13 protein-coding genes are annotated in these 17,431 nt (G+C 44.1%); 3 read left to right on the forward strand and 10 right to left on the reverse strand.

The features are described from left to right. Window positions 1-66: 66 nt before the first annotated feature. The 3 genes from FFL34_RS06405 to FFL34_RS06415 all read right to left on the reverse strand — a co-directional run bounded on the left by FFL34_RS06405 (window position 67) and on the right by FFL34_RS06415 (window position 3,638). Window positions 67-885 carry a phosphodiester glycosidase family protein gene (locus tag FFL34_RS06405; protein WP_234031445.1) on the reverse strand — a complete coding sequence of 273 codons (819 nt, stop codon included), beginning with the start codon at window positions 883-885 and terminating at the stop codon, window positions 67-69. Window positions 886-908: 23 nt separating this feature from the next. Continuing rightward, entirely contained in the window at window positions 909-1,823 is a 915-nt protein-coding gene (locus FFL34_RS06410) for a hypothetical protein (RefSeq protein WP_138602531.1), read from the reverse strand. Window positions 1,824-2,042: 219 nt separating this feature from the next. Next, the gene (locus tag FFL34_RS06415) at window positions 2,043-3,638 is read right to left on the reverse strand and encodes an S-layer homology domain-containing protein (protein ID WP_138602533.1); all 1,596 of its coding nucleotides are present in this window, start codon (window positions 3,636-3,638) and stop codon (window positions 2,043-2,045) included. Window positions 3,639-3,984: 346 nt separating this feature from the next. On the opposite strand from FFL34_RS06415, the gene FFL34_RS06420 reads away from it, so the two are divergent. Genes FFL34_RS06420 through FFL34_RS06430 form a run of 3 tightly spaced genes read left to right on the forward strand, consistent with a single transcriptional unit; the run spans window position 3,985 to window position 6,905 of the window. Then, complete coding sequence (locus FFL34_RS06420; RefSeq protein ID WP_138602535.1) at window positions 3,985-5,496, forward strand: DUF6056 family protein; 1,512 nt, start codon at window positions 3,985-3,987, stop codon at window positions 5,494-5,496. A 33-nt stretch (window positions 5,497-5,529) separates the two neighbouring features. Then, window positions 5,530-6,516: a glycosyltransferase family 2 protein gene (locus tag FFL34_RS06425; RefSeq protein ID WP_138602537.1), complete on the forward strand. Its 987-nt coding sequence runs from the start codon at window positions 5,530-5,532 to the stop codon at window positions 6,514-6,516. After that, entirely contained in the window at window positions 6,513-6,905 is a 393-nt protein-coding gene (locus FFL34_RS06430; RefSeq protein ID WP_138602539.1) for a GtrA family protein, read from the forward strand. Before FFL34_RS06425 ends, FFL34_RS06430 begins: the two co-directional genes overlap by 4 nt. Before the next feature lie 31 nt (window positions 6,906-6,936). Here FFL34_RS06430 and FFL34_RS06435 read toward each other — a convergent pair whose 3' ends face one another. The 7 genes from FFL34_RS06435 to FFL34_RS06465 all read right to left on the reverse strand — a co-directional run bounded on the left by FFL34_RS06435 (window position 6,937) and on the right by FFL34_RS06465 (window position 17,343). Continuing rightward, on the reverse strand, window positions 6,937-7,482 hold the full coding sequence (locus FFL34_RS06435) for a transposase (protein ID WP_138602541.1): 546 nt from the start codon (window positions 7,480-7,482) through the stop codon (window positions 6,937-6,939). A gap of 381 nt (window positions 7,483-7,863) precedes the next feature. Continuing rightward, window positions 7,864-8,283 carry a hypothetical protein gene (locus FFL34_RS06440; protein ID WP_138602543.1) on the reverse strand — a complete coding sequence of 140 codons (420 nt, stop codon included), beginning with the start codon at window positions 8,281-8,283 and terminating at the stop codon, window positions 7,864-7,866. A gap of 203 nt (window positions 8,284-8,486) precedes the next feature. Further along, window positions 8,487-9,059 carry a TetR/AcrR family transcriptional regulator gene (locus FFL34_RS06445; protein ID WP_138602545.1) on the reverse strand — a complete coding sequence of 191 codons (573 nt, stop codon included), beginning with the start codon at window positions 9,057-9,059 and terminating at the stop codon, window positions 8,487-8,489. Between the two features lie 13 nt (window positions 9,060-9,072). Beyond that, the gene (locus FFL34_RS06450) at window positions 9,073-12,168 is read right to left on the reverse strand and encodes an efflux RND transporter permease subunit (protein ID WP_138602547.1); all 3,096 of its coding nucleotides are present in this window, start codon (window positions 12,166-12,168) and stop codon (window positions 9,073-9,075) included. Window positions 12,169-12,171: 3 nt separating this feature from the next. Beyond that, window positions 12,172-13,569: an efflux RND transporter periplasmic adaptor subunit gene (locus FFL34_RS06455; RefSeq protein WP_138602549.1), complete on the reverse strand. Its 1,398-nt coding sequence runs from the start codon at window positions 13,567-13,569 to the stop codon at window positions 12,172-12,174. A 177-nt stretch (window positions 13,570-13,746) separates the two neighbouring features. After that, the gene (locus tag FFL34_RS06460) at window positions 13,747-15,054 is read right to left on the reverse strand and encodes a TolC family protein (RefSeq protein ID WP_171046300.1); all 1,308 of its coding nucleotides are present in this window, start codon (window positions 15,052-15,054) and stop codon (window positions 13,747-13,749) included. A gap of 354 nt (window positions 15,055-15,408) precedes the next feature. Beyond that, the gene (locus tag FFL34_RS06465; RefSeq protein WP_171046301.1) at window positions 15,409-17,343 is read right to left on the reverse strand and encodes a M28 family peptidase; all 1,935 of its coding nucleotides are present in this window, start codon (window positions 17,341-17,343) and stop codon (window positions 15,409-15,411) included. Window positions 17,344-17,431: the final 88 nt, after the last annotated feature.

Raw genomic sequence — 17,431 nt, forward strand, 5'->3', positions numbered from 1 at the left:
TCGGATTTTTTTATGAAAAGAGAAAGCGTATTTTTCCGTAGGGTCGTTTAAACTTATCCCAATATATTAGTTTTGCTCTGACTTGAAAAGAAAGGTTGCGAATTGACCGCGTGTGACGGCTTCATTCGGCCGGAAGTCTTCCAGCTGGTTCGTAATGCCGAGATTGGCAAGTGTCTGAACACTGTCTCGGTGCGACGGAGCCACATTTGACAGGTTAATGTCTACATCTTCTCCCTTACTTTCCAATTCAAATGCACTTACTAGCGTGGACGCCATTTGCTGCCGGGTCAACTTTTTCTCCGGCATATAGCGGCCGTCACTACCGTTGAAAATCTCTGCCTGGCCTGCTGCAGCTATATATGCTGCATAATGGTCATCAGGTTCAATGTCATCAAAATAGTCCGTGACTGCTGATTTATCCGGCTTGTCCAGCCCCAGCACGCTTGTGAACATGATGGCGGCATGTGGGCGAGTCAATTTTTTCGCAACACCGAACGATCCATCCTCATACCCTTGAATGCCTTGTCCTGTCAACCATTCGATGCCGTCTGCGTGCGTGGTGTCCAGGTTCACATCCGTATACAGGTAATACGGTTTCTCTGCTGTAGATACTGCCATCAACACCGATGAGACGCCTCGCTGCCGCCCGTCAGATGGTCGGTTCGCCACCTTCACTGAATCATAGCCCGGATAACGAACGGCCATGGTTGTCGATCCACCTCCATCCAAATTCAGCGCCCGATCGGCACCCAGTTGGACGGCATACGCGGCAAGTTCCGACAACGTCATGCCTTTCGCATAGCCGGATTGTCGTCCGTCAGCTGTTATGAAAAACACCTTTTCACCGGATTCATCAATCGCGATTGCGGTTCTAGGTGCTTTCATTCTAGCACGCCTGCTGTCCGGATTCATCGACAAGTTGACTTGTCCATCCTTACAAGCATTGGTCCGCTCGCCATCATAAAGGATGAATCTTTCCATTTGTCATCAATGTCAACTTCAAAGGAAACCTCATCACCGATTTCCATATCCGCAAGTTGTTCCAAACCTTTCCCGTGACCGGACAGGACGAACCCGTTTTCCGGTATTTCGGAGCTTTTTGTTTCACCGTATGGACGCACGGCCGCTACCTTACCCCTATAGGCTGATCCAAATTCAAGAACCGGTTTTCTCTGTGTTGCTACAACAACCTCGGTACCATATTCATTCGTACTGGTCGTCCTACCGCCAAACGCTGACGTATATAGTGTCACACTATCTTCCAGCCGAGCTCTGTTCGCGGTCGCTAATTCAAATTTTTCCCCTTGATATGTATAGTTAAGCTCCAGCTGATAATCGTCAATCATTCCGTTGCCGTGTTCATTTATACCAAAAGCAATCGGCTCATTGACATAGTTATTTCGATCATCCGATACTTGTTGTCCCCCAAAAGTTAGTTTATTATCTTTGGAAATAAGATACATGGGGATTCTCGGGCCTACATGGTAAAATGATGCGTTCATCGCGCTGACAACACGATGATCGTTGCTGTGATAATTGAGAGCCAGTGATGTGGTCGTCAACAACTTATTCAGCCCTTCCGGAAATCCAATCTCTACCGATGTATTCTTATCACTCGTGTCAATCTCCGTAACGCGCAGTGCCTGGTTATCCGACGAATTGGAGATACGGATATCCTTGTAGTTCACCCCTTCTGAAACTTGAAACTGATTGTGAACATTTTCCGATGCCTCTGCCTTTCCAGGTATACCAAAAGCAACCGCCCACAGCACTAAAACTGCCGCCTGCGTAAATAAAATCCCCTTCATTCTCTGTCTCGTCATTCTAATATATCTCCTCCGTATAGTAGATTAAAAGTCAATTATACTACTAAACTCGGAAAAGCGCCAGACGGAAAAGGGTGCCAGGCACTTCGAATATTCTGAATTGTTTTGGTGCCTGGCACTGCGAGGATTCTGAATTATTAAAGTGCCTGGCACCAAAAACCAAAAACACCTGCCCGGTCACGTGATTGGGCAGGTGTTTCGCATTGTATTCTTTTATTAAACGGTTGGCTCTACTGGTTCTACTGATTCTGTTGGCTCTAAGTCTTCCAACTCTTCCATTGAGATGGTCTCATCCGCATCTGGTATATCAATAGAAATGTCTCCATTGATATTTTGTTTTGTCTGATCTGCGGAAAGTTTAAAGCCGAATGTCTCTTCTTCTGCAGTTACGTCTACGTCTAATTCTACGGCATCATGGACGATGTAATTTTGATAGTTTATCGCCATATATTCTTCAAACGTATTAATCTGCAACGCATCGTCAATTTCAGACGTGATTTCATCGATATCTTCCTTGATTGTTGCAAATTCTTCCTGCGCCTGCTTGATTTCTTCTTCCGTTAGACCAAGCGCTTCAGCGTATTCCGGCTCTTCCAGGATTTCTAGAAACTTTGGCATAAATCCTGTTAGCATGGTTTCCATAAATGGTTGCAGCTCTTCATCAGTCAATTCGAAATGAAGCACTTGCTTAGCATTTACATTTTCCGGAACGTCATAGGAACCCGCTTCTGCTTGATCGTAGTAGTCGTTGCCAAACTGGTCGATAAACAAGTTCTGGATAGCCAGCGCCAATTCAGTTTGTACATCGGTATCAACTGTTGGCTGACCTTCCATTTCTTGTAATTCCTGCAAATCAAATTCGATAAATTTGCCGTCCAGCTCTTCCGGCAGTGGTGCTCCTGGCATCTGCGGGAACTTCATCCACATTTTTTCTTCCGACATAATCATCGGAATGGAGACGGTCGTCTGCATATCGCCTTTCATAGTAACGTCAACCGACGCATCCATTAGCATAGGATCCTGTTGATAGGAACCGCTAATATCTACTTGAATATCTTCAAGCATCATTGCCATCATTTCTTCTTCCGGTGTAGACTTCATCGACTCCGGAACTGTCAGCCCAAGATTGGCACTGCCCTCGAATTCATATGAATCTTGTTCCTGTTCATTCGCATATGCTTCCTTCAACAGTTCAGTCACATCTTTGCTGTTATCGATGGACTTCGCCAGCATTACTGCGAATCCGGCACGGGAAATGTTCTCTGTCGGATGGAAGTCATCCAGCTGGTTCGTGATACCTAAATCAGCCAATACTTGCACATTGTCCTGGTGACTCGAGCTGACATTACTTAAATTCACGTCAACGCTCTTTTCGCCGCTTTCCAGGCTGTATGCACTAACAAGAACAGAAGCCATTTGCTGGCGTGTCAGCTTTTTATTCGGCATAAACGCGCCATCATTACCATTTAAGACTTCTGCTTTCCCGGCGGCCGCAATATAGTCGGCATACTGATCCCCCGGTTTCACATCATTAAAATAGTCGGTCACTTCGTCGGCGTCCGGCATTTCCAAATCCAGCGCATTTACTAGAATAATAGCCGCATGGGACCGGGTTAACTCATCGCTCGCGCCAAAAGAATCGTCCTCATAGCCGTCGATGATTCCAGCTTCAGCAAAACGATAAATAGCGTCCGCAGCCCAGAAATCCTCCGGCACATCAGTAAACGTCTTCTCGGCATCCGCCTTCATACCCGGAGTGATTAGACTTACCACTACGGCAAACACAGCAATCCAAATTCCTTTTTTGAACATGTTTCTGTTTCTCCTCCCTTTTATGTAGTATGGTGAGTTAACATCGCTGACACCGCAATTTCATCAAACTGCAAGCAGCACACCTGACAATCATTAACTCTAACTACCAGTATAACATTATTCGAATTTTTTGTAATGGGAAATTGGTAATGGGGCGTGCCAGGCACCTTGAATATTCTGAATTGTTAGAGTGCCTGGCACCACGAAGATTCTGAATTGTTAAAGTGCCTGGCACCGAGAAAAAAGGGCACCTTGGACAGGGCTGGAGAATTATTATATACTACTCTTGTTGAAAGGAAGCGTTTTTTGTGATTATGGTGATTGGCAGAAAGTGCGGGGATGTTCATTGATTGGAAAACATAAGTATGTGTCTATTGCGTTTTTTACGGGGATTTTTTTGTTTTATTTTTTCATTGCTTTCCAGACTCCATATACCGGTGATGATTGGACGTGGGGGACGCAGCGAGGGATGAACAGGCTGGAAAACAATTTCGCTGATTATAATGGCCGGTATCTCAGTAATATGATTGAAATTTTAGCTACACGCTTCGCATGGCTGCGCTATCTCGTGATGTCCATTTTTGCCACTGCATTAGTCTATGTAATTGGAAGCGTGACCGGCCAAGCAAATAGAATGCTATATTGGCTCTTGGCCTTTTTGTTTATGCTGCTTCTGCCAACGGACATTTATGCGCAAACCTTTGGATGGACGGCTGGGTTCGTCAATTATGTTCCATCAATGGTTTTATTAATATTGTACATCATGATGATTAAGAACATCTTTTCCGAACAGCCGCCCACTTACCAAAAATGGCAGGTGTATGCGGCGGTTCCGCTTGGTTTGTCCACACAGTTAATAGTCGAGCATGTGACGTTGTTTTCACTTTTTGTTGCCGGTATGGTGATGTTGTATACCTTCATGGTGCACAAAAGATTTTATCTCGTTCATCTTGTCTATTTGCTGTCATCTGTCATCGGGGCGGTGATTATGTTTTCAAACAGCGCGTACTGGAATATACTAAGCGGACAGGACAAGCATGCCTACAGAGAGATTAACAATGGAACGGATGCAGGTTTTCTAAGCAAAGCATATGACGTATTCTCCGGTGATATGTATCGCTACTTGTTTATCGATAATCCGTCCATCCATTTATTTATTGGCGCCATGGTCGTCATTCTCATTGTGGGTGTGGTCTCCAAATCAGGCTTTGTGAATTTTTTCTGGAAACCAATCGTTCTGCTGACCGTCGTTGGATTTCTCTTATATGTACTCGCTTTTCAGCACATGTTAGGAAATGCCTACTTAGGAGCCTTGACAAATGATGCCGAAGCGATAATAAGTGCGTTCTATTTTATAGCCATTACCTTGTCTGTTATTGTTTTTGTGAAAGATCAACACATTCGAAACCGGCTGTTATTATATTTGTTCGGTATTGTCTTATTATCGGCACCATTTGCTTATGTGACCCCTTATGGGCCGCGTGCAGCATTGGCTTCCTATATATTTATGGTGCTATTCGGTTTGGAATTGTTTGCATACAACAAAACATTGCACGCGTGGAGAACCAAGCCGCTCCGTTCTGTATTGATCGGCCTGGTCACGGCGGCGGTCGTGATGTATGCCAATATCTTTTCTGTGATCGGGCATGCTAACCAGGAAAGACTGGACTATTTAAACGGACAAGTAGCGGCGAATAAAGCGCAAATCTATCTTCCGGATCTGCCATTTTCTTCATTTATGTGGTTCTCTTCCCCACCGGATGAGCATTTTAATACAATGTTCAAACGTTTTAACGATGTGCCGGAAAATGTAGAGATCCGATTTATTCCATATACCGAATGGAAAAGAAGACAGTAAACGTTTCACAATCATGAGCAAGGAAGGATTACGATGAAAACAGTCTCCCTTATCATACCGTGTTTTAATGAAAGTGATTCATTGAAACAAACGTATCAAGCAATTAGCGATGTTTCACAGCGGTCGACCGACTTTTCGCATGAAATCATTTTTGTCGACGATGGAAGTCAGGATAACACTTTTTCCATCATTTATGATATAGCCGCTGCCGATTCACGTGTCAAATATATAACATTCACAAGGAACTTCGGGAAAGAAGCGGCGATGTTAGCCGGGTTGAAAAATGCCTCCGGGGATGCGGTCATTATCATGGATGCCGATTTGCAGCATCCGCCGCACTTGATTCTGGATATGCTAGAGGCGTATAAGGATGGCTTCCACCAAGTCGTTGCCAAACGAACGCGAACCAATGAAAAACCGCTCCGTAAGTGGATGACGATGTTTTATTATAAACTGATCAATAAGCTGATCGATGTGGAGTTAGTCGATGGTATTGGGGACTTTCGCTTGCTAAGCCGTCAAGCGGTCAATACGCTCTTAAGCATGCCGGAATACAACCGATTTTCCAAAGGACTGTTTTCATGGATCGGGTATGAGAAAAAAGTGATTGAATATGAAAACCAGGAAAGAGTGGCAGGCAGCAGCAAATGGGGATTCGGGAAACTGTTAAATTATGCGATTGACGGCATTATTTCCTTCAACAGTAAGCCTTTACGCTTATTAATCTATATGGGCATCATCATCACGCTGTTAAACATGTTGTATATCGGTGTTTCGTTTGTGCAGATTCTGCTGTTCGGCATTGATGTTCCCGGCTATTTTACACTCATCTCCTCCGTCTTATTCCTTGGAGGCGTGCAGCTCATTTCGATTGGTATTTTAGGGGAGTATGTTGGCCGTATCTTTTATGAAGTCAAGCGCAGGCCCGAATACGTCATCTATCATACAAATGTCAAGCCGGATCCAACACAGACAAGCCGTCATTATACGGTAAAATTGCCCATAGGTGACAAAAAATGATTAATAAACTCATCCAGACAATTCAAAATAGATCCTTTATACGGTTTGTCATCGTTGGCTGCATCAATACGCTGAACTATTATATCTTGTATGTGTTATTTATGTCGCTGGGTGGTTTATATATCATCAGCCACTCAGCTGCTTTTATTATTAGTATGGTCGGTTCTTTTTATTTAAATTGTTATTTCACATACCGAACGAAACCAACGTTTGCGAAGTTTTTCCAATTTCCGTTGACATATGTCGTGAATTACAGCGTCTCGACCTTCTCACTCTTTCTATTAGTCGACCTGCTGCACTTCAATGAATTCCTGGCACCACTAATCGCAGCCATCATCCCCATACCATTCACATACATCATATCCAAAATTATTTTGGAAAAAGAGTAAGGTGCCAGGCACTTTGATAATTCTGAATTGTCTAGGTGCCTGGCACTTGGCACCACGCTGCATATTCGGTTCCTGCTGGCACTAGGGATGGAAGGACATCGAGCCTGACGAAAGGGTGTGGACTTTTCCGCTGGTAGTAATAAAGCGGGAATGATGAGTAGGGATACAATTGCAATTGCGAAACCATCGGCACATTCGTTTCGATCGGATTACGGTGGATATAGGCGGATACTTGGAGCATTCCAGTCGGGAGAGGCACTTCTTTGGAGTAATAACGATTTTGATAAATCTGACCGACAAAATCATGCCGCCTGCGATAATAGTCGCTGTAGCGTTTATTAATTTGCGCCATGAGAATGCCAAGCGACACATGGGGTGATCGAAGCAAAAGATGAACATGATTGGTCATAATACAATATGCATGGACTTCAAAAGGAAACTTGCCATAAACGCTATTCAAAATACGATAATATTCATTCACATCCATATGATCGGTGAAAATATTTTGCCGATTGTTGCCACGCATGGTGATATGATAATACCCATTTGCATGCCAATCCCGCCTAGGTCTGCCCATGGAATCCCTCCCCAATCATCCGAGTCACATCCTCGGTTGCGTTCTGCTTCCACGTTTTCTCCTTTTCAATGAAATGATTAACATTTATTTCCATCCATTCTTTCATCGACATATCACTTGTTTATTCATTCCAAACATCCTCCTAAACTATTTTCTCTATCATAGCTCCAACGCAAGCCAATGTAAATTGTGTCCAAAAAAGCGTAATTTCATTTTAAAGCGCAATAACAACCCAAAATAAAAAAACACAACACCAAGCCTAGCCAAAATTGCAAAAGGTGTCCGAATTTTCGAAGTGCCTGGCACCAAAAAAAATTCCGCGGAGAGTTTTCCCCCCCGCAGAATTGTTGGAATTATTGGAATTGTTAAAGTGCCTGGCACCTAGTCCAGTTTAAATTGATCAAGCTTGGATCCGTCTTGGGCGATGATTAGATCTACTGTTTTATCCGGATATTTGTCCCTGATGATGTCTTGATATTTCGTCTTCAGTCCATCATTCCAGTCTTCATCAGCCTTAAGCTGGATATCGATATTAACCGATTCCTTTTCTTCTCCTTCAACTAATTGAACCATCACGTCTTGTACTTCTTTTTCCTGCTTCAGCGACTTTTCTAAGTCTTCGTCACTTGATAATTCTTGTGATGGCTGACTATTTTCTTTGTCTTGGTCGTTGTCTTGGTCGTTGTCTTGTTCTTCTTGTTTCGGCTCCTCATTCTTATCCGAATCATCTCCGGCCGAGCATCCTGCTATGGAAATGGCCGCAATCGCCAGTATCATCATCACCCATTTGCGTAGTGTCATTCTATCAGCACTCCTTCTTCTGCTAGTATAGCGTTATTATAACTTACACCAACCAGGACCGTACAGGATATTATGTCCTATTCTGTATGAAAAAATTCTGCGGAGAGCCTCTTCCCCGCAGAATTGTCAGAATTGTCGAAGTGCCTGGCACCTACTCAAGTTGTCAGAATTGTTAAAGTGCCTGGCACTCACCTGGCACCCGCCTACTTCAACCCTTTTAAGAGGATGTCGATTTCGGCGCGCATGAGTTCTTCGATGTTGGTTTGTTTTCGGAAGATCCGGAAGTAAAATCCGAGTCGGAATATGTCTTGAATGAGCCATGCTGCGACTTCCGGTTTTACGTTTCGGATTTCACCCCGGTCCATAAACAGCTGCAGCATATCGGTGAGCCGATTCATATCTTTTTCTTGATTCGCGACCATCCATTCTTGTAATTGATTGGAAACTCTTGACAGGTCTTCATTTATGACGAATGACAGCTTTTCACAATGCTTATTCAGTATAAACAACACCTTATCCAGCAGTTGTTCGAAAAACGCTTCAATCGAATGGGACGCTTCAATGGTTTCCATCAAGATATTGGATACATACGATACGTTCGTCTTGATCATTTGTACAAATAAGTCTTCTTTACTGTCAACATATTCATAGATGGTTCCTTTTCCGACGGCGGCTTTAACGGCAATTTCCTGCATTTTCGTCTTTTCATACCCATACGTAAGAAACACTTCATTAGCCGCCGACAGAATGGAATCCCATTTATTGGGCTTCGTCATACAAATCCATCCCCTATTCCAATTCCTCGGACTTATTACGTGTCACTAACCGCTTCATTGTATTGGAGATGTTATCAATAATCACGTACATAACCGGTACAAAAACCAGCGTAAAGATAGTTGATGATAACAAGCCAAAGATGACGACTACAGCCATTGGTTGCTGGGTTTCTGCTCCTTCCCCGATAGCTAACGCAAGCGGCACCATGGCAAGCGCTGTCGTCAAGGTTGTCATGAGAATTGGGCGCATACGACTTTTCCCTGCTTCAATAATAGCCTCGATACGGTCGATTCCCTTGCGACGCAGAATATTGATATAGTCAACGAGAATAATTCCGTTATTGACGACAATACCTGCGAGCATGATCAAACCAATCAGTGCCGTAATACTCAATGGTATATTCGTGACAAATAGTCCTAAAATAATACCAATGACCATGGTCGGCAAGGAGAACATGATAATAAACGGATAGGTAAACGACTCAAACTGAAAGGCCATTACCATGTAAACTAAGACAATGGACAGGACAAATGCCAAACCGAGCTGGGTGAATGACTCGGTAACCTGTTCCGTCTCTCCGCCCATACTAGTGTCATAGCCGTCAGGTAAATTCATTTGGTCCAGCTTGCCTTGAATTTCCTGTGATACACTGCCTAAGTCTCGACCTGTTACGTCACTTGTGATCTTCACTTGACGTTGTTCGTCTTTACGGTTAATTTCACTTGGACCTTGTGTCTGCTTCAAATCAGCGACTGCCGTCAACGGCACATCAACGCCCTGAGCATTTTTGATTACTAATGTTTCTAAATCACGAATGGTTTCCCTATTCTTTTCAGGAAGGGCAACCGTGACATCGTACTCACTGCCATCTTCTTTGTATTTGGTTGCTACTTGTCCTTTGAAAGCCAGGTTAACTTCATTCATGACTTGCTGGTAAGAAAGACCATATCGGCTGGCTACATCCCGGTCTACGTCAATCTGAACTTCCGGATTTCCCTCTGATGCCGAACTATCCACATTCATCGTTCCTTCTGTGTCTTCCAGCATCCATACAATTTGTTGCGATAAGTCTCTCAACACGTCAAGATCATCACCGGATAAATTAACCTGTATTGGGGAGCCCGTGCCCATACCAGCACTACTTGCCGAAACGGTAATCTCTGCGCCTGGAATATCGCCAAGATCCTGATCCACTTTAGAAATAAATGTATCTGTTGTGATATCCCGTTTTCCTGAATCGATTAATTCAATCATAAAGCTTGCTGTATTGGTGCTGGAGCCTCCTACGCCCGGCGTTCCACCACCACCTACCATGACAAAGCTTGTTTTAATAATATCGTCATAGTTTTTTAGCTTGGCTTTGATATCTTTGACTGTCGCCTGTGTTTCGTCAAGTTTCGTACCGTTATCCAAGGTTACTTCAATTTGGGCTTGGCCGCTATCCGTACTTGGCTGCAACTCAACGCCTATCGCCGGAACTAAAGCAAGCGACCCAACTAACAACAGGCCGACAAGGAATACGACTGTTTTCCGTAATCTTAGTGCCTTAGCCAATACCTTTTCATAAACAGCAATTAATTTATTCAAAAGCCAATTAACGATACCCTTATTATCTTCTCCATCAAATGATACATTCACTTTAGCCAATAATTTAGAAGACAACATCGGGATTAAAGTAAGTGCTGCGATCAAGGAAGCAGATAGTGCAAAAACAACCGTTAAGGCCAGTGGTTTAAACAGTTGTGCCGCAATACCATCGATAAACACAACCGGTAAAAACACGACCACAGACGTGATCGTCGACGCAATAACTGCTGATGATAACTCAGAACCACCTTCAATAGCAGCATCTTCGGTCGATAAGCCTTCTTGCCGTTTTTTAAAGATATTCTCCAAAATAACGATGGAACTGTCCACCATCATACCGATACCTAACGCTAAACCACCCATGGATAAAATGTTCAGTGTTTCCCCTGTAAAGTACATGAGGCTAAAGGTGGAAATAACAGCAATCGGCATCGAGATTCCAACAACTAAGGTCGCTCGAACGCTTCGTAAAAACAGAAGTAAGACAATGGCTGCCATGACAGCACCGACAATCATGTTTTGAATAACGGATTTCATGGAATCTGTAATAAATGTCGATGTATCGATGACTGTCGTCAGTTCCAAATCGCGTTCTTTTAGTTTTGAATTCAAGTTATCAATTTTTTCTTGAACCCCTTGGGCGGCATCCACCGTATTGCCATCGGATTGTTTCGTGATTGAAAAGATCATGGCATCTTTACCATTTACTTGCGTCACGCTACTTTGGTCCTTGAACGTGTCCCTCACATCAGCTACGTCGGCAATTCGAACCGTGTCACCATTATTCAAGTCAACCAGTGTGTTTCGGATATCATCCACCGACGTATACTCACCGTCAATCCGTAATTGAACGTCTTTGTTCCCTTTAAGGACGGTACCTGCTGATATGGAATGGTTGCCTGCGCTTAATGCCTGACTGACTTGGGAAGGCGTTATACCATAATTAGCTAACTTCCCTTGGTCTAGGGCGACGCGAACTTCCCTTTCGACACCACCTTGAATGTCAGCCGATGCAATACCGATTACGCGTTCGAGTTCCGGCTGAATTTCATCTTCAGCGACATCTTGCATTTCACTTAAATCGTCCCCGGTTAAACTAGCCCACATAATCGGCGTACTATTCGGATCCAGCCGCATCACAGTCGGGGAATTCGCATCTTCCGGAAGTGACCCTGATACTCGGTCGATTTTTTCCCGAACATCATTTAATGCATTATCGATATCCCTGCCGAAATCAAATTGCATAATGACTAAAGAGGAAGAAGGCTGGGAGACGGATTGAACGGTATCAATCCCTTCAATGCCACTGACGGATGATTCAATGGGCTTACTAACCAATTCCTCCATTTCTTGCGGTGCAGCACCATCATAACTGGTCGCTACGACAGCAACAGGTAAGTCCATTTTCGGGAATAGTTCAACAGCCAATCCCCTTAATGAAATACTTCCTAATAGCAGGGCCGCTATAACAACCATGACAACGCCGACCGGACGTTTAATCGAACCTCTAACAAGTTTCAACGTTTAATCCTCCTCCATTATTTTCACAGAATTTCCATCTTCGAGGAGGCTTTGCCCACTTGTGACGACTTGATCACCTTTTTCTATATCACCTTTGACAGCTGTGGATTCAGTGCCTTGACGGACAATGTCTACTTCTTTTTGAACTGCCTCACCATCAACTGCGAGGAACACAACGGATTTTCCTTCCACTTGAACCACAGCGTTAGATGGCACTAAAAGACTCTTATCCACTAATACTTCATCGGTAACCAAGGTCGCAACCATACCTGGACGGAGGGAATGGTCGTCGTTGTCGATTTCGGCTTCAACGGTAAACAACCCTGCATCTGAACTTGTTGAAGCTACATAAGCAATGGTTCCGGTCACGTTTTTGTCTATTCCGGCAACCGCTATTTCAGCACTATCGCCTTTCTTCAACACGTCTAACTGTGCTGGTGATACTTGCACCTCAAGCTTCACGGTGTCCATCGAAACAATGGTCGCAAAAGGTTCCTGGTTTGACGCCATTTCCCCTTGTTCATTGTTCACCACGCTAATCTCCCCGCTTATAGGGGCTTTAATGGTTTTATCCTGTAGCTTTTCTTTAGCCGAATCTACAGATAGTTGGGCTTGCTCAACGGAAGACCGCGCTTTTTCAACACCAATATCCGCCTCGCGAATGGATGATTTGGCAAGGTCAACGCCAATTTCCGCCTGATCGACAGAGGCCTCTAATGACGCGAGTGCAACATCACTGGTTGCCTGTTCCTTATTTAGCTTGACTTTATCATATGCGTTCTGGGCATCTTTCAATGCTTTATCGGCATCCTCAAAATCCTTTTTGGAAATGAGCCCATCATCAAATAGAGCTTCCATCCGCTCTTTGTTTTTCTTAGCCTGATCCAAGGCTGTCTTTGCATTTTCTATATCCATTTCAATATTGTCTTCATTATTTTGCTGTTTTTCCTTCGCCTCGTCCAAAGAAGCCTCCGCTTGACGCAGGGAAGCTTTAGACTGCTGAAGGTTTTTTTGTGCTTTTTGTTTCCCGGCAATCGCATTCTCCAGACCGATCTGCGCTTGCTTTAATTTCGATTGATTCTGTTCGAGCGCATTGCGTTCATCGGTCGCATCGATTTGGGCCAAGGTATCACCACGTTTGACGATATCGCCTTTTTCCACCATGACCTTCGTTAATTCACCTGGTGCTTTAGCGATTGCGTTGACTTCTTTTTCAGGAATAATGGTCCCTGTTACTTTGTTCTCGTCACTTAACGAACCGAAAGACACCTCCGCAACTTCCACAGGTGTTTTTGTTTCCTGCTGATCATCCGTTGCGCCTTCCGAATCATTGCATCCCGTGATGATACCGGTGAAGGCAATAATGGACAAAAGCCCTGCTAATCTGGTCCTTTTATTCATAGAATCATAAATCCTCCCTTATCATCTGTGCTTCATAGAAAAAAGTTGTTGCCAGAACTGACTGGTCAGTTCTGGCTGTATATAAATAGTTTTATTATGCGCAATAGTTATGAGCCTCAGGAAACGAACGTCTGATAACGCACTGCCTGTTTGGACACGTGTTTTTCATACGTTCCTTTACTTCATACTTGCTTGCTGGCTGCTACCACCGGTTTGAATCACGCCATTTCTCAGCAAGTCTACTTGATGTTTTAGCAGGAAGTATTGTTGCTTTGCTGCTGTATAATCCAGTTCTGCCTGTTCTACTTGGGTGCGAGCCACATCATATTCCAACTGTGATACCAGACCTACATCCAATCGACGTTTCAGGTTTTGATGGTCCTCTTTCGCATAATCTAATTCATATCTTTTGTCCATAACCGTTTGATATTGGTTTGCTGCGTCTGTAAATAGACTATCAATCGCCTTTTTTAAATCCTCTTTTAATTGCGTGATATTTTCTTTTTTCTGATCCACGTTAATTTCAGCCTGTTCGATATCCTTGGCATCAACATCTTTTTCGGTATCATTGATGTTTTCTTTCGCTTGCTCTAATTTGTACTTCGCAAGTTCCAGTTCTTCTTTGGCTGTTTTCATGCTGTAGGAGTTGTTGATTAATTCCTCGGTTGTCTCCTCCTGCTCAATTGGCTCCACTGAATCTGTCTCAGGAGCTTCTAAGGATAAGTCGTCGTGATAGACAATACCGATATCCGCAGCAAATTCACGCAAATTATTTTCCAGTGTCGTTTCTGTCTGCTTAATCTGGGACTCCAGACGTGTCAGCTCCCGTTGGTCAGTGCGAAACTCAGTACGCGATGCCAGCCCGAGATCATAACGACGCTTGGTCGCTTTCACTTGTTTTCTCTGCGTCTCCAAGGAATCTTTCGTGAACGCCAACTGATCCTTGGTCATGACAAGATTCATAAAGGTAGAAATGGTTTTGAATTTAATGTTTTCCTCAGCTTCTTGTTGATTAAATTCAAGTGTCACTTGGTTGGAAGTTAATTCTTCAAAAGCATCTTCCAATTGGTCGAGACTATTTTCCATCTTTTTTATTTGATTATGAATCTGATAACGCGGCTGAAAAGTGTTCCCCGGTTGTTCTTTAAGATCATCAAAGTCATCTTCCAAATCATCGATATCAATTTCCAAATCACGATGATCATCTTCCGTTGCATCTAACTGACTTTTCAAATTATCCAATCGATACTGCAACAGCATCAGTGATGTATTATCAGTTAATGCATGTTCTACAGCAGCATCGAGAGTAAGCGTATCAATCAGTTCAACCGATTCTTCCCCTGTTTCTTCTGATTCGTCACTCGAACTGTCCGGTGCTTGCTGATCCTCTTTCACATCTGAGCTATGATCATCAGCAAAAGCGACAGGTGTCAAAGTCGTTGACGCAATCAAAGCGGCTAACCCGGTTGTGACTCCTTTTTTCATGCGATGTATCCTCCCATGTATGAATAATTTCCGAACGATCACTAGAATTGCAGAATCGCACTGCACTGCCCGCCATAAGAGACACCTTTGTATGTCTATGCGGTTTTTCATGCGGTTATGATGCATTGTAAAAAATGCACCACACGACAAAAATCGGCCCATCTCTACAAAACTAGTACCATTCCATAAAACATATTCTAACACAAATATGAGCAAACGAGAACAAAAATGTGTATCGGTGCCAGGCACTTGCATAATTCAGAATTTTCAAGGTGCCTGGCACGAACACACTGGCGCTGGAGCGGGACGTGCCAAAAAAACCCTGCGGAGTGTTTCGCTCCACAGGGTTTTCTATTAATCAAATGCACGGGTGTCAAATGAGTAATCGATTAAATCGTCGGCAACATCGAAGTTTGGTAGTTTCGGTGTTTCCGGCCGGGCAATTTGATAGGCTGCAGCTCCCACCGTTTCCGTAACTTGCTGCAGTTTTTTCTTACTGATTTTATCCAATGTGTCTGTCGGCTGGTGGTACGATGCCTCAGCTGGTGCGTGGGTGAACAGCGCTGTTGGCACGCCAGCTTGATGGAATGGCTGATGGTCGCTGCGTCCCATTTGTCCATACGGCACTGCGACATCCATGGTTTCCGAGCCCCATGCTGACCCTAGATCAGTGACCAGATTTTTGTTGCCATCTAGCGTGTACATAATCAGTCCGCCAGCCGGATTATCCGCTCCGGAATCACGTGCACCAATCATATCCATTTGAAAATGGGCCACCATTCGGTTTTTCTCATTTCGGAGCAGTGAATTCATGTAATAGCTGGATCCGACCAATCCTCTTTCTTCCGCACCAAAGGTTAAAAAGCGCACTTCCGTATCGATCGGTTTATCCGCGTAAATTCTTGCTAGCTCAAGTACCGCTGAAACGCCTGATGCATCATCATTGGCTCCAGGACCACCAGGAACGGAATCGTGATGGGCACCAATGGTAACGAGCTGCCCTGTCGTCTTATCCATGTCAGGCTTTAAGGAAGCAATCACATTATGGGATGTTTTCGTTATTTGCTCCATGGTAACATCCAGCGTTACCTCTATTTCTCCATCCTCCAACTGTTTCGCTAAGTCGCGTCCGGTTTCGCGGGATATTCCTACCGCCGGCATAATTTGCACGCCCGGTACTAATTGGAACGGCGCACCATCTTCACTGTCGTACATGATAGCCCCGACAGCACCCTCATTCTTCACATCCATCACCTGTTTGAAAGGAGGCATAGCACCTCGTTCAATAAGGGCAATTTTTCCTTCTACATCCGGTATGTCACCGGGCTCGGCTCTTCCTACGTCGACAAGCCCGCCTGTTTCTTTTCCGTTTTGACCACCGCTGATTACTTGCAATGTCTCATCCAACTTGTTTCCATCAATCGTAACACTGGCTTCCGAATGGACATCTCGGACCGGGAATGACTGAACTTCTGTTTCATAGCCCAGCTCGTCAAAACGGTTTTTAATATAATCGACGGCTCGTTTTTCCCCGTCCGTACCAGCTTCTCTCGGCACGTCCGTCAAATAGTCGATGTCGTTATACATATTCTCTGAGTTGACCTCTTGAATGATCTTCTGGTCGAACAATTCATATTTCTTGCCTAACGCTTTCACTTTCTGATCAAGTGTGTCATACATGGTGGCAAATGCGCCGCGGCTAATAGATTCTGCCGGCTTAAAATCATCAAATTGATTCGTAACACCCAAATTCGCTAAAATCTGTACCCGCTGTTTATGGGAGTCAGCCACATTACTTAATTCTATGTTTTTATCTTCTTGTGCATCGTAGGTTTCCAAGTCTCTTGCAGTCAAAAGTACAGACGCTACCTGTTGCCGTGTAATCGACTTATTAGGATGGAATGACCCCCCATTTCCTTTAAAAATCCCGGATTTCGTTACAGCAGCAATCTGTTTGGCGTACGGATGATTGCTGTCGACGTCATCGTAGCCGCTTAATATACGTTCTGTTTCTTGTTTGTCCGGTGCTTTTAAATCAAAAGCTTGATACATCATGACGGCCACTTGCTGTCTCGTCACATCATCCCACTGACCAAACTTTCCATTGTCGTACCCTTGAACAACACCCTGTTCCGTCAGTGCCATGATCGCATCATAATGGCTTTGTCCCGCCTTCACATCCGTATAAGACGTTGACGCCGCCATGACAGGTGTACAGGCCACACTTACCGCAACAGCCGCAGTAAAAGCAGAGCCCGTAACCCTTTTCCAAAAACCTTTACTTGCCATAAATCCAGTCCCCTCCCAATGTAAAAAATATACAAGCAACACCAACTTTAACATTATTTGAAATATTTTGGTAGGGGGGTGGTGGTGG

This window comes from Lentibacillus cibarius (genome assembly GCF_005887555.1).
Taxonomy (GTDB): Bacteria; Bacillota; Bacilli; order Bacillales; family Amphibacillaceae; genus Lentibacillus; species Lentibacillus cibarius.

Bases quoted from the DNA above. Each gene is read 5' to 3' on its own strand.
- FFL34_RS06425 (WP_138602537.1), top strand. From the start codon at position 5,530: ATGAAAACAGTCTCCCTTATCATACCGTGTTTTAATGAAAGTGATTCA.
- FFL34_RS06455 (WP_138602549.1), bottom strand. From the start codon at position 13,569: ATGAATAAAAGGACCAGATTAGCAGGGCTTTTGTCCATTATTGCCTTC.
- FFL34_RS06430 (WP_138602539.1), top strand. From the start codon at position 6,513: ATGATTAATAAACTCATCCAGACAATTCAAAATAGATCCTTTATACGG.
- FFL34_RS06440 (WP_138602543.1), bottom strand. From the start codon at position 8,283: ATGACACTACGCAAATGGGTGATGATGATACTGGCGATTGCGGCCATT.
- FFL34_RS06435 (WP_138602541.1), bottom strand. From the start codon at position 7,482: ATGGGCAGACCTAGGCGGGATTGGCATGCAAATGGGTATTATCATATC.
- FFL34_RS06465 (WP_171046301.1), bottom strand. From the start codon at position 17,343: ATGGCAAGTAAAGGTTTTTGGAAAAGGGTTACGGGCTCTGCTTTTACT.
- FFL34_RS06405 (WP_234031445.1), bottom strand. From the start codon at position 885: ATGAAAGCACCTAGAACCGCAATCGCGATTGATGAATCCGGTGAAAAG.
- FFL34_RS06415 (WP_138602533.1), bottom strand. From the start codon at position 3,638: ATGTTCAAAAAAGGAATTTGGATTGCTGTGTTTGCCGTAGTGGTAAGT.
- FFL34_RS06445 (WP_138602545.1), bottom strand. From the start codon at position 9,059: ATGACGAAGCCCAATAAATGGGATTCCATTCTGTCGGCGGCTAATGAA.
- FFL34_RS06460 (WP_171046300.1), bottom strand. From the start codon at position 15,054: ATGAAAAAAGGAGTCACAACCGGGTTAGCCGCTTTGATTGCGTCAACG.
- FFL34_RS06410 (WP_138602531.1), bottom strand. From the start codon at position 1,823: ATGACGAGACAGAGAATGAAGGGGATTTTATTTACGCAGGCGGCAGTT.